Consider the following 12,465-nt stretch of genomic DNA (forward strand, 5'->3'; position numbering starts at 1 on the left):
CGGAACCGCTCTTCAACCGGGTTCGGCAGCAGCGGGCAGCAGGATGAAGTGGTCGTGCCAGATCTGATGCAACACCGCTTCGGGTGTCTCGAATGTTGTGTCGTCGAGATGGATTCGACCGGACAGGGCAACCAGCATGGCGTCGAGCACCACTGCCGTGTACTCCTCGGGCAAGCCGCGCGGCGGGGCCAACGAATCTGCGGCAGGTACCTCGACCCCGCGCATCTGCGCAAGCTGCGCCACCATCAGCGCGACGTCGATCGCGCCCCGGACGCTGCTGCCCTGACGGATGTCGTCGCGCTCGCGAGTCGCCCTGGTCACCGCGACCGCATCGGCCACGACCCTTGCGGAATGGACTTCGGTTCGGCGGGTGACGATTTCGCGTTCGGCCGCGGCGTCCTGGTAGGTGATGACAAGTCGGCACATCCGGTCGTGGACGGACGTCGACAACCTGGTGGTGCCGATGTTGTCGTACGGGTTCATCGACGCCACGATGCGGAAGGTCGGCAGGGCGGTGACGCTACCCACCCGTGGCACGGTGATCACCCGCTCGGCCATGGCGGTGAGCAGCGTGTTGAGCGTGTCCTCCGGCGCCCTGTTGAACTCCTCGATGTAGAGGAAGCCGCCGGTGCGCATCGCCTCGATCAAGGGGCCTTCGACAAAGTTGTCCGCCGTGTAGTCCTCTTTGAGAACCCGCGCCGGATTGTGATGCCCCACAAGGCGGCTCGGTGTCAGATCGGCATTGCCTTCGACGAACACCAGTGGAATGTCCCATTCGGAGGTGATGGCACCCAGAAGCGTCGACTTGGACGTGCCCGGCGGGCCCTCGAGCATCAGGTCCCGGCCGGCGCCGACTGCAGCGAGCAGAAGGTCGGTCTCCCGTTCACGGCCGACCACCCTGTGTGCGATCCGCGACCGCACCTCCGACAACGACGCTGCTTCGACCACCGAGGCATTGTTCTGCACGCCCTAGAGTCTTCCACCTGCGTCGACAACATGAGTGGTTCCGGTTACGTATCGGCCGTCGTCAGAAACCAGATAGAGGATCGCGTTGGAGATGTCGATCGGTTCGACCATCGTAACCGGAAGCCGGTTCATCTGGGACGCCGCCTCGTCGAAGTCGGCACGGGTTGGGTTCTCGAGGTCGGGCCGGAACAATCTGTAGGTCGGCTCGTTGAGGATCATCGGCGTGGCGACAGTCGTCGGATGAATGCTGTTCACCCGAATTCTTAGCGGCCCAAGCTCTTTCGCGAGTACGCTCATCAGGCCGACCAGTCCGGATTTGGCCGCGGAGTAGTGGGCGATGTTCTCATTCACGCTGATCGACGCCAATGAACTGGTGATGACGATGGAACCGCCGCGACCCCCCGCAACGATGTGGGGGGCGGCCGCACGAATCGACTTCCACACTCCGGTGAGGTTGATGTCGATCATGGTCTGCCAAGTCTCTTCGTCCATCTCGAGCGCGGGTGCCATGCTGTTGATCCCGGCGTTCGCGATAACGATGTCGAGGCGGCCGAGTTGGGCCACACCATCGTCGGCGGCCTTCGTCAGTGCGGCCAGGTCGCGCACGTCGACCTCCGACGCCACGATCCTGCGATCGAGGGCCTCGACCTCCTTGACCGTCTGCTCGAGGTCCGCAGCGGTTGCGGTGTCGTACGGAACGGTGGCGACCTGTTTCGCGGTGTCCACAGCGATGATGTCTGCACCCTCCTGCGCGAGCCGGACCGCGTGACTGCGTCCCTGACCTCGTGCAGCACCGGTGATGAAGGCGACTTTGCCCTCGAGTCTTCCCATATCGACACTCCTTGCGTTGTGACCCAGCTCTCACGTTCGAGGTTATGTCACCTAGTGCCAAAACGCCAGGGTGGATTTGCCACGAGCCGGCACACCGACCGGCGAGGGTGAGACGATAGTGAGATGACAGACGGGGATGTCTACGCCGCGGCGACCGACACAGTTGATCGAGGCGGCCGTCCAGCGTCGACCAGCGCACACCAGCTGGCCGCCGCCGCCCAGAAGTTGTTTGTGGAGCGGGGCTTCGAAGAGACGAGTGCGGAGGACATCGCCACGGCGGCAGGAGTCAGTCGCCGCACGTTCTTTCGCTACTTCGCGACGAAAGCCGATGTGCTGTGGGTCGAGTCAGCCACTGAGTTTCGCCGATTCACGTCTTTTCTGGCCGCCGACGACGGGTTCACCGCGCCGCGCGACGTCGTCGAGGCCGCGATCGTCTCTGCCCTCACCTTTCAGCCGGGGGACGAGGAATGGGCGCGCCACCGTGCCCAGTTGGTCCTGACGGTGCCGGCAGTGCAATCCCATGCTTCGGTGCTGTATCGGCAGTGGCGTGAGGCGGTCGCCGACTTCATCCGCTGTCGGGGTCTCTGGCGCGACGATGAACTGTTCGAGACCGCCTTCGCCCACTCCACGACCGCCGCCATCATGACCGCGCATGAATACTGGGTATCGCATACGGAAACAACTCTGCCGCAATGTCTTCGGTGGTCGATTCGCCTGCTTGTACCAGACAGTCCTCCGCCTCCCGGATGATGCTGGATCTGCCTCCGTCGTACGTCGGCAAAACCCGATTTCCGCCGCTTGGCGGCGTTGGCCGAGGGTTGCGCGACTATCACGAAAGTTTCGAAGACACTCGTCGTTTAGTGCCAGCGTAGACATGTGCTGGTTCCGCGTCGGAAATGCGTACCGCTGGTGAGCGGTCGATGGCTCGCAGCGTCGATCCGCGGGCTGTGCGCACCCGGGAGAAGCTGGTTGACGCTTTCCGCAGGCTTGCGCAGTCGGCCGGCCCCGGCGACATCACGGTCTCCGCGCTGACCGAGGCTGCCGGTGTTCACCGGTCGGTGTTCTACAAACACTTTGCGTCGCCGGATGATCTGGCGATCCACATGTTGCGTGATCTCTTCAGCGCCATCAGCAGCACTGATGTGATGATGCGCAGTGAGTTTGCCGTGGGAGGGCTCGAGGCGAGCCAGAGTGCGATGTCGGACATCGTGCGGTTCGTCGGTGCCCGTCGGTCGCTGTATGCCCCGCTGCTCGGTCCGCAGGCGCCGGCCGGCGCCGTTGCGCGCATCACGGACGCGTTCACCGAACTGACCGTCGAAGCGATTCAGCAGATGACGACTCGCCCGCCGTCGGTCGATCCGCAGGTGGTGTCGCGGTTCTCGGCACACGGAGTGATCGGGGTGGTGGGTCGCTGGCTCGATGATGCGCATTCGCCGCTCTCGGACGAACAGGTCGTCGAGCAATTGATGTTGTGCTTCCCGGGCTGGCTGACCGCGTCGTCGTCATCGCCATCCGAAGGCACGGGTCGGCGACGCACCGAAGAATGATCGACCAATCAAGAAAGCAGGCAAGACATGCCATCGTTTGAGAACAAGGTAGCCATCGTCACGGGCGCGACCACGGTTGAACCGGGCGGCCTGAACATCGGTGGGGCAACAGCCACCGAGTTGGCAGCAGGGGGAGCCAAGGTCGCGTTGGCGACGTGAATATCGCTGGGGCGCAAGCGCTTGCCGACCAGCTCAATGAACGACACGGCCGCGAGGTCGCGATCCCCGTCGAGACCGACGTGAGGTCCGAAAATCAGATCGAGCGTCTGGTCGCCGCGACGGTCGAGATGCTCGGTGAGCCGACGATCGTCATCAACATCGCCGGCATCTTCCCCGCCGACGACGGAGACGTTGCCACGATGACGGTGGAGACCTGGGACAACGTTTTTGCCGTCAACCTGCTCAGCGTCATGCTGCTGAGCAAGCACACGCTGCCCTACCTGCGAAAAGCCGGCGGAGCCATCGTCAGCACGGCATCCACCCACGGTTCTGCCGGTGATACCAGCCTCAGTGGCTACGGATCCTCGAGGGCTGGTGTCATCGCACTCACGAAGTTCCTTGCCACCCAGTACGGCCGGGAGGGCGTGCGTTGCAACGCGGTCAGCCCGGGCACCACAACGTCTCCGCCGGCTCAGCAACTCCCCGAAGAAACAAAGGACATTTTCCGGCGGCAGAACTTGAACCCCGAGATGCCCACCCCGGAGCAGCAAGCCAAGGTGTTCGCCTTCCTGGCCTCAGATGACGCGGCCGGCATCAACGGTCAAGAGGTCAAAGTCGACGCCGGCTTGCTCTCGCATCAACCGATGGTCGCCGACATGAGCGCACTCGGCGCCACCACCGTCTGATCGTGCGGGACCGAGGTAGCTGAACCACCGCACCGACGGTTCCGTTGGGCGAGGTCGACTGCTCGCGTGCAACGCCGGTTCTGCTCAGGCCGGCATGTTCTGGGCGGGTTCTGGCTGGGCCGCGGTGCAGCCGCCGTCCACGGCTTGTAGGGCGGCCCGGTGGTCGGTGTAGGTCGCGTGGAGGAGCCCGCGGTACCGGTCGAGGTCGGGCATGACCGAATGGTCGGCGGTGATGGAGATCGAGATGGTGTCGTTTCGGTTGGACGCTGCATGGGCCAGGGTCGAGAGCGGGGTGAGTGGTTGGATGCCGAAGCCATTGATGATGGGGTGCCCGAAGATGGTTTGTGACGGGTTCGGGTTGTAGACGTTGGACACGATGATGTTGGCGGTGGCCCGAGTGGGAGGGGGCCTCCGGGCGTGGCTGGAGGCTTGTCGGCGGGTGAGCCACCCGAGCATTCGTAGCAGGGCGGCGGGCGCTACTTCAAGGAGTGGCGCGGTGTCACTCGAGGTCAGTTGAGCGGCTCTGTTCTTCTCCTGGTTGCTGGCGTCGGTGATGAGTCGCAGTCGGCGAACGGGATCTGGTTCGTTGATGGACAGATCGATGACCAGGGGAGTGAACTGATTCGACCCACTGGCGGGTGCCTCGCGGCCGTTGTCGATCGCTCGGGTGGACATCGGTGCCAGGGCTGACAGTGTCTGGGGGCGTTCGTCGTGTTCGGTCAGGTATCGGGTGACGGCGTCACCGATCACCGACAGCAGCACCGTGTTGACCGTGGCGCCCGGCACGCTGCGCTTCATGGCCCGAACCTCGTCGAGTTTCATTTCGTACATCGTGGTCGCGCGGGGCCCGGTAAATCCGGTGTTGAAACGTGTTGCGGGCCAGTGCTTGAGGGCCACCGAGTGGGCGGCCCGCGGACGTGATGAGACGCTCTGGCCGAGTGCGATCAGAAACCGTATCCATGTCAGTGGCAGACGTACTCCGGCACGTACGAAGTGACTGACCCAGGAGCGTTCACGGGCAGGAAGAAGGTAATGAGTGGTCTCGGTGGGGATTCTTTCGTTGCATATTGCGGACATCACGGACGCCATCGATATCCCGTCGATCGCGGCGTGGTGCAGTCGCAGCGCGACCATGGTGACCACACCGCTGCTGTCGGGGTGATCGACGATGTCGGGGAGCACGTCCAGCGACCACAGCGGGCGGTCGGCCAGCACGGGTGCATCGGCTATCGATGACAACATCTGCTGTGCCGATGACCAGATCATCCCGGGGTTGTGGACGGTGACGTGGTCATCGAGGTCCAATTGGGTATGTCGGGTCCAGTAGGGCGTCCCGATATCGCCGGGCAACCGGACCAGCCGGGCACCGAACATGTCTGATGCTTTCAGCCGAGGTGTGATGTAGTCGCGGACGTCAGCGGCAGTGACAGCCAGCGGGCGGCCGTCGGTGGCGGCGATGACCATGCACGACAACACTGTCGATTCGGTGGCAGCACCGGTGAAATAGATGTACGCGGCATCATGCGCGGACAGTTCACCCCATGCTTGCTCAACCATGTCGATCAGGCCTTTCGCAGCCCCCGACGTGCCCGCACCCGAGTCCCTGAGCGGGAGGGGGGATCACGTCGGCGTCGGTCAACAGCGCTGCAACGTAAACGAACGCAAGCGCCGCCGTCACCCACACCGCAGCTCCGATATCAATCCACCACAACACCCGTTGAGTATGACGGATGCGAAAAGAGTTGACACGACTAAAGATTCAAATGATCGTCACGATCACAAGCCAGAGGTGCGGACACAAAGAAGAGTCGCTCGGCTATCAGCCGATGGACCGCGCTGACGTGCCTAAAGTGCTATGCCGTCGCGACGGAGGCTCCCACTCGCCGCGGGGCTTTGCCTCAGTTACCGGATTGATGAAGGAAGCTTCTGGCCCCCAGCCTTCGAGCAGGCAGCAGCAACCTTTATGTGGCCATATCAGTGCGCGCAAGGTGCCACCCTGACGCAACCAGAAACAGCCCCACAAGGCCGAACACAATCTGTGGCGGATTGAACTCTCGGATCACCGCGACTTGCACGGCGATCCATACCACCAGCATCACTCCCGCGATCAGAGTTGTTACGGCGGCTTGGGGCATGGAACGCCAGAGCGTGAAGGCCGCCAAGGTGGTTGGCACACCGACCACGAGGGCCAGGGCGATGCCGGCGAGCACGGGACTTTCGAAGGGCAGGCGCTGCCCGATCTCTCTTCCGAAATCGGCTCCACCACCGACGACTCCGATGGCTCCGGCGAAGGCAAGCAGTCCGGTGAGGCCGGCGACGATGGTCGAGACGACCTGCAACCGGTGATTGGTTGTGGTGCTCGTGGTGCTCGCGGTGCTCGTGGTGCTCGTGGTGCTCGCGGTGGTCGGGGTTTGTGCGGTGAGCATTGCTCGTTCTCCTGGTGATGTGGTGAGCGACAAGCGATTGTTCCCATTGGACCGTGAGGAAGCGGCTGTCGGAGAGAGTCGTTTGACGCCCGTTGAAGTGACCAATTGCCATGTGCGTGTCCACCGTGCCGGTGGACACTTGAGTTGTGACCTCGGAGTACTCGACGTTGGTGGTGGGCCTGGAAGAAGTGGGGGCCCGTCGCTGGTGGGCCGCTCTCCTGGCGACTCTTGCATCCCAATCGGGGAATGCGTACATGCGTTTTGTCGGTGTCGTCGATGGGAAGCAGGAGTACTTCAGCGCGACGTTCCCGGTTCCCAGGACATGGGGATCGATTCCGCCGCAGGAGGCTTGGGCGCCGGGTATGACTCAGGCCCTGTCAGATCTGCAGAAGCAGCTGCACAGCGACGGGTGGCAACTACGGGAAACACAAGATGACCCGTGGCGTTCGGTCTACACCCGCGCGTGACCACGGCCGAGGTGCCATCCGGTGGCCATCAAGAACAGTCCGATCACCCCGAATACGAGCTGCAGTGGGTGGAACACATCGTCGGCGGTCATCTGCACCGCGATCCACGTGACGAGCAAGGCTCCTGAGATGAAGGTCGTCGCGGCCGCATGAGGTGTGCATCGCCACAACGTGTATGCGCTCAGCAGCATCGGAATGCCCACAACCAGCGCCAGCGCAAGTGCGGCCAACAATGTTCTCTCCCAGGGCAATCGCGTCGCCGCCCGTCGTGCGAACTCGTCCTCGCCGTCCGCGATGGCAATGGCAACGGCGAGTGCCAGACCACCTGTCACTGCGGACATGGGCGCCGCGACCAACGACCATCGCCGATCGGAATACGAGCGAATCGTCGGTATTTGGTTGCTGCGCATGGGGATCCGATCTCGTCAGCCGATATCACGGTGTTTGAGCAAGTAGGAGCCGGTGAACGCGCCTGCGATTGCGACTGCACTCATCACCATTGCAGGAGAGGCTGACTGTGCACCGGTCACTGTGGGTGTGTGGCTGAAGGGGGACAGCTCGACGAGGTCGACGTCCAGGTCGATCAACGGCCCGAAGATGGTGACAATCGCGACGACGACAAGTACCGACCACGACCAGGGGCCGGCGTGGCGTGTGATCCCGAACAGTACGGTGGCGATCGCGCCGATGACCCAGATTGCCGGGGCCTGCCCGATGGCGGAAGTGAATATTTTCCAAGCGTGTGCGTTGTCCCCGGTATCGATGACCTCACCGATCGCGAGGACGCCTCCAGCAATCGCCATCAATGCTGCGGTCCCGACAACCGCGACAAGGAGCTGGGCCGCGAGCCATCGTGACCGAGACGGAGCAGCAGCCAGAACATCTGAGCGGCCGGCCGCCTCGTCTCGAACCATATCGGCAATGACGTAGATGCCGAAGGCTGCGGCGAGCAGTCCAATATAGGTGAGTTCAACCGAGTACAGACTGTCGACGACCGAGCCAGAGTCACCCAGCGCTTCGAAATAGTCATTCATACCGCTGTCGCTGAGCATGGTGTCCGCGTTGGCCGCCACGTTGCCGACCACCAAACTCAGTGCGGCGGTGCCCGCGGCCCACATGTACCAGCCCGACCGTAGCGACCTCCACGCCAATCCGAGGTGGCTGTGCAGATCGGTATTGCTGGAGGTCGACGTTCGCGACCACGTTGCCCCAACCACATGGCGGGATTCGGCAAAGACCCAGGCCCACATAGCGGCTATGAAGACGACGTATCGCCGCCGCCGGTCGTGGCTTCGCCGGTCACACAACGACATTCTGGGCGAGATTGACTCAGGACGCCGCTAACCAGGACTGTCGCGTTACGTAGTTGCATATCTTCACCCTAAAACCTCACACTGATGTGAGGTACACGCCAGTGAATAGTGATCTCAAACACGTCATCCCCTGGGGGCAGCACATGAAAATCGGTGAACTCGCCAGAATCACGGGCGCCAGCGTGCGTTCACTGCGCTACTACGAACAGCAGCGGCTGCTGCTTTCGCGCCGGACCACCGGCAACCAACGCGTATACGAGGAGGACGCAGTCGAGCGCGTCCTACTTATCAAAGAGTTGTTCGCTGCCGGTCTCAATGCCGATGGTGTGGTGCAGCTACTTCCGTGTATCGACTCGGGAACTGCGACACCGGCAATGGTGGAGCGCCTGGTGTGCGAACGCGCTCGAATCGACGATGAAGTGAATAGGTTGACCGCCACGCGTGACCGGCTTGACCGGTTCATTCTTGAGACCCGAAACAGCGTGGCGCCTTAGCCTTATAGTCCCGGTTGAGCGTGTCTGTACTTCGTTCCCTCGTTGCACACTTGAGCGAACTGCCTTGGCGGCGAGTCGTCGTCGATGGCGTTGACGGCGCCGGCGAAACGAATTTCAGCACTGCGCTCGTTAACCAGCTCAACGAGCACCATAGCTCGGCATCATTGGAATGCGGCACGATCCCGATGGAGTTCGGAGAACCAGCCGGATCAACAAGGTGCGCAGTCGAATTAGGCCCCGCTGGGTGAGCCCGGTGGCCGCCGCATCGGGACGGTGATCGGGTACTGGCCGATCCGCGGGCGATCTTTAGGCGCCGCAACGGGAACCGTGACGACAACCAGGCCTCGGCGCCCTGTGCGGAGCGAGCAACAACTTCTGCGCTAATCAGCTTTAGCGCAGGAGGCGGGTGCGTCCAACGCCAATGAACCTGCTGTGTGGGCTGGTCCAGTCAGGGAGCAGCGGTCGACCGGAATGCCCGCGGGCCGCGAAGCACCGCCACGTCAGAGCGCTGCAGCAGATGCACCGAGCGGTAGGGAGTCAGGCGGGTTCCGTCGTGGGGTATATGGCGTGTTCGAGCACTGAATGCAGCGCTGTGTCGTAGGACTGCGGCAGAGGTCGTCGGCACATTTGTTGAGCTTCTTTTTTGGGTACGCCCAACGCTCGCAGGACGTCGACTGTCATTTGATCGACCGCGGTCTCGCTATCGCGAGCAGGGTTGTCTAGGAGTAGGCGGCCCAGCGCGAGCAGGGATCCGGCTACGAGCGCTAAGGCGACCTCAACATCGTCGACGTCGAACTTTCCCGCCTGAGCTGCGGCCTGAATGTCGCGCCGTGAGCGTGGAGCGAGACCGTGTTCGGATGTTATCGACATCAGTGCTGAGTTCAGTATTACCCGGCTCAGATCGGGTTCTAGACGGAACAGTCGGCCGGACAGTCGGAAGGATTGCGTGAAAATTTCCACCGGATCATCGAGTCCGGCGGTCAAGGTATCGAGGTAGGCGCCGACCGATTCGAGTGCACTGTCGAGGGCCGCGCTGAATAGGTCTTCTTTGCTGTCGAAGTGGTTGTAGAACGAGCCCATCCCGACATCGGCGGCTTGGGTGATCTCCAGGACCGGTGCGTTGATTCGGCCATTGGCCAAAAATCCTTGTGCCGCTGTTACCAAGGCGGCCCGGGTGCGTGCTTTGCGGCGCTCGAGCCGACTGCTGTGTGTCATTTTCAGCCCCTGCCTTCTCAGACACTTCCAGCCTGCGGAAAGTGTGCCGCGACGGTCTTCAGAGTGACGATATCTTGATTGGTGTTACCGCTCTACGCGTGTGCGACCGTCAGCCTAGTTCTCTGATCGTGAGTACCAGCGCAAGGACTGCAAGGATGCCGAAGAGGACAGCTGGCGCGGCCGCCTTCGGGGGTCCCCATGTCGTAGGTGGGCGACGAGTGCGCCGATGAGCAACACCGTTAAACCGGCGGCGGCGGCCACTGCGAGAGCGGGGAGCCACAGTCCGATGATGAGCCCAACGGCTGCCGCGAGTTCAGCGAGCTAGATGAGCCGGTAGCTGGTGATCGAGTAGCCCAGATGGTGCCCTCGCTCTCGCATCGGGGGCACCGCGGCGACCTTGGAGCCTCCGATTACCGCGAATGCGACGGCGAGCACCACGTCCACGACAATGGTGGGTATCCCGAGGTCAGGCATCGGTGGACGCTTTCTTTGTCAGGCTGTTAGGGACAGGCCCGGGTGTGAATGGTAGTTGCCGGACGAACCGGTCGGTGCGTCCGCGGTGGGCGGAGGGAGGGGCATGAGGTGGCTTTACTTTCTACGGTGGCGGGTAGTGGACAAAATTGGGCGTCGCAGAATCAGGGCGAGGTGTGCGGTGCTGCTGCGTCTTCGAAATCCTGGATGCGGACCAGCTTGACTCGTCGGCGGCCCTGCGTACGGCCGGCAGACTTTTCGGCGCTGTCGATGCGGTGCCAGCCGTCGGCGTCGATGCGGTTGGCCCCCCGTTCGGCGATTAGGGGAGCGATCATCTCGCGGGGCGCGGTCGGCTGGGGGAGGCTGCCGCGGGTGTGGTCGGCGAGTATGGCGCGGGCGGTGTGCTGTCCGTCGAGCCGGTTCATGCCGATGCCGCCGGTTGCCCCGCGTTTGATCCAGCCCGTGACGTAGACGCCGGAGATCGGATCTGCATCTGGTGCGGTGAGCACGCGGCTGTCGGCGTTGGGTACGACGCCGTGCGAGTCGTCGAACGGCAGGCTGTCGATGGGAACGCCGTGGTAACCGATGGCGCGCATGACCAATGTCGTGTCGATGGTGAAGCGTTCGTCGGTGGCCGCGACCGTGACGCGGTCTGCTGTGATCAGCTCGTTTCGGACGCAGGTGATGGCCGAGACAGATTCTTGCCCGGTGAGGGCGATCGGGGAGACCAGGTAGCGGAAAACCACCCGCTTGTTTGCTCCGTTGCCCCCGCGTTCTGCGAACTCGCGTGCGATGCGGATCTTGCCGGCGATCGTTGAGTCCAGTGATCCCCTGGCTAGGCCCTGTTCGCTGGCGGCGTCGAGGGTCAGTTCGGCCGGGTCGATGATGACATCGACCCCGTCGATGTCGCCCATGGCGAGGAACTCGGCATTGGTGTAGGCGGCTTGGGCGATGCCCCGTCGCGCTAGGAGGATGACTTCGGTGACGCTACTTGTGCGCAGCTGTTCGAGGGCGTGATCGGCGATGTCGGTGCGGGCGACGATATCTGGGTCGGTAAGCAGGATTCGTGCGGCATCGAGAGCGACGTTGCCGTTGCCGACGATGACCACCCGTGGGCATGTGAGGTCGACCTCCAGGTCAGCGAAGTCGGGGTGCCCGTTGTACCAGGCCACGAAATCAGTTGCCGGTATTGATCCGGGGAGATACTCGCCAGGGATTTGCAGCCTTTTGTCAGTGGACGCGCCGACGGCGTAGATGACGGCCGAATAATGCTTGCGCAATTCCTCGTGGGTGATGTGCGTGCCGACCTCGACGTTGAGGAAATACTCGAAACCGGCCTTGTTCGCGGTGGCGGCGAACGTTCGCTCTACCCCTTTGGTGGACGGGTGGTCAGGAGCTACACCGGCACGAACAAGTCCGTATGGGGTGGGGAGGCGGTCGAACATGTCGATGCGGACCCCCCGATGTCGCAGTAATTCTTCGGCGGCGAAAAAGGCGGCCGGACCGGCCCCAACTATTGCGACATGTAGCTGCGTATCTGCAGGCAAAGGAGGCTGCTTGGCAGGGGGAACTGGGCGATGGTGCACACGGTGGTCGGTGTAGTAGGCAGCGTTGATCTCGAGATAGCGCTGACTTTTGTCGCCGAGTTGGTCGTCGGGGACGATCGCTGAGACCGGGCACTCGTCGATACAGGCACCGCAGTCGATGCAGGTAGCTGGGTCGATGTACAGCATTTCTTCGGTGGCAAACCCGGGTTCATCGGGCGTGGGGTGAATGCAGTTGACCGGGCAGACGCTGATGCAGCTGGCGTCGTTGCAGCACGGCTGCGTGATCACGTGGGGCATGGGCAGGTACCTCGGCTCCTCGGGTGTTGCAGGAAATGCAGGCGTT

At 62.8% G+C, this 12,465-nt stretch carries 16 protein-coding genes; 6 read left to right on the top strand and 10 right to left on the bottom strand.

The window, feature by feature from the left end:
* Positions 1–12: 12 nt before the first annotated feature.
* Both ACVWY6_RS18525 and ACVWY6_RS18530 read right to left on the bottom strand, forming a co-directional pair.
* A complete protein-coding gene (locus ACVWY6_RS18525; protein ID WP_457540019.1) occupies positions 13–966 on the bottom strand; it encodes an AAA family ATPase in 954 nt (317 codons plus the stop codon).
* Between the two features lie 3 nt (positions 967–969).
* Entirely contained in the window at positions 970–1,797 is an 828-nt protein-coding gene (locus ACVWY6_RS18530; RefSeq protein WP_457540022.1) for a mycofactocin-coupled SDR family oxidoreductase, read from the bottom strand.
* A 123-nt stretch (positions 1,798–1,920) separates the two neighbouring features.
* Here ACVWY6_RS18530 and ACVWY6_RS18535 point away from each other — a divergent pair, with 123 nt between their 5' ends.
* The 4 genes from ACVWY6_RS18535 (at position 1,921) to ACVWY6_RS18550 (ending at position 4,189) form a co-directional block, all read left to right on the top strand.
* Positions 1,921–2,547 (top strand): acyl-CoA-like ligand-binding transcription factor, encoded by a 627-nt coding sequence (locus ACVWY6_RS18535; RefSeq protein ID WP_457540024.1) that lies wholly within the window; start codon positions 1,921–1,923, stop codon positions 2,545–2,547.
* A gap of 170 nt (positions 2,548–2,717) precedes the next feature.
* The gene (locus ACVWY6_RS18540) at positions 2,718–3,344 is read left to right on the top strand and encodes a TetR/AcrR family transcriptional regulator (protein WP_457540026.1); all 627 of its coding nucleotides are present in this window, start codon (positions 2,718–2,720) and stop codon (positions 3,342–3,344) included.
* A 27-nt stretch (positions 3,345–3,371) separates the two neighbouring features.
* On the top strand, positions 3,372–3,503 hold the full coding sequence (locus ACVWY6_RS18545; protein ID WP_457540028.1) for a hypothetical protein: 132 nt from the start codon (positions 3,372–3,374) through the stop codon (positions 3,501–3,503).
* Positions 3,500–4,189 (top strand): SDR family NAD(P)-dependent oxidoreductase, encoded by a 690-nt coding sequence (locus tag ACVWY6_RS18550; RefSeq protein WP_457540030.1) that lies wholly within the window; start codon positions 3,500–3,502, stop codon positions 4,187–4,189. The genes ACVWY6_RS18545 and ACVWY6_RS18550 overlap by 4 nt, the downstream gene beginning before the upstream one ends.
* Before the next feature lie 84 nt (positions 4,190–4,273).
* Here the strand turns inward: ACVWY6_RS18550 and ACVWY6_RS18555 are convergent, their stop codons facing one another.
* On the bottom strand, positions 4,274–5,746 hold the full coding sequence (locus ACVWY6_RS18555; protein WP_457540032.1) for a wax ester/triacylglycerol synthase domain-containing protein: 1,473 nt from the start codon (positions 5,744–5,746) through the stop codon (positions 4,274–4,276).
* 404 nt (positions 5,747–6,150) lie between these two features.
* On the bottom strand, positions 6,151–6,615 hold the full coding sequence (locus tag ACVWY6_RS18560) for a hypothetical protein (RefSeq protein ID WP_457540034.1): 465 nt from the start codon (positions 6,613–6,615) through the stop codon (positions 6,151–6,153).
* Between the two features lie 146 nt (positions 6,616–6,761).
* Between ACVWY6_RS18560 and ACVWY6_RS18565 the strand changes: the two genes are divergently transcribed.
* Entirely contained in the window at positions 6,762–7,082 is a 321-nt protein-coding gene (locus ACVWY6_RS18565) for a hypothetical protein (RefSeq protein WP_457540036.1), read from the top strand.
* On the opposite strand, the gene ACVWY6_RS18570 is transcribed toward ACVWY6_RS18565, so the two are convergent.
* A complete protein-coding gene (locus ACVWY6_RS18570; protein ID WP_457540038.1) occupies positions 7,067–7,423 on the bottom strand; it encodes a hypothetical protein in 357 nt (118 codons plus the stop codon). The two genes, ACVWY6_RS18565 and ACVWY6_RS18570, sit on opposite strands and share 16 nt — an antisense overlap.
* Positions 7,424–7,507: 84 nt before the next feature.
* Positions 7,508–8,332, bottom strand: coding sequence for a hypothetical protein (locus tag ACVWY6_RS18575; protein ID WP_457540040.1), 825 nt, complete (start codon positions 8,330–8,332; stop codon positions 7,508–7,510).
* A gap of 206 nt (positions 8,333–8,538) precedes the next feature.
* Here ACVWY6_RS18575 and ACVWY6_RS18580 point away from each other — a divergent pair, with 206 nt between their 5' ends.
* Positions 8,539–8,889: a MerR family transcriptional regulator gene (locus ACVWY6_RS18580; RefSeq protein WP_457540042.1), complete on the top strand. Its 351-nt coding sequence runs from the start codon at positions 8,539–8,541 to the stop codon at positions 8,887–8,889.
* Between the two features lie 537 nt (positions 8,890–9,426).
* Here ACVWY6_RS18580 and ACVWY6_RS18585 read toward each other — a convergent pair.
* From ACVWY6_RS18585 to ACVWY6_RS18600, 4 genes are all read right to left on the bottom strand, one after another.
* Positions 9,427–10,104, bottom strand: a complete 678-nt coding sequence (locus ACVWY6_RS18585; protein ID WP_457540043.1) for a TetR/AcrR family transcriptional regulator — start codon at positions 10,102–10,104, stop codon at positions 9,427–9,429.
* A 114-nt stretch (positions 10,105–10,218) separates the two neighbouring features.
* Positions 10,219–10,365 (bottom strand): DoxX family protein, encoded by a 147-nt coding sequence (locus tag ACVWY6_RS18590; protein WP_457540045.1) that lies wholly within the window; start codon positions 10,363–10,365, stop codon positions 10,219–10,221.
* A 60-nt stretch (positions 10,366–10,425) separates the two neighbouring features.
* A complete protein-coding gene (locus tag ACVWY6_RS18595; RefSeq protein WP_457540047.1) occupies positions 10,426–10,578 on the bottom strand; it encodes a hypothetical protein in 153 nt (50 codons plus the stop codon).
* 161 nt (positions 10,579–10,739) lie between these two features.
* Positions 10,740–12,419, bottom strand: coding sequence for an FAD-dependent oxidoreductase (locus ACVWY6_RS18600; RefSeq protein WP_457540049.1), 1,680 nt, complete (start codon positions 12,417–12,419; stop codon positions 10,740–10,742).
* Positions 12,420–12,465: the final 46 nt, after the last annotated feature.

It is taken from the genome of Williamsia sp. R60 (genome assembly GCF_054063855.1).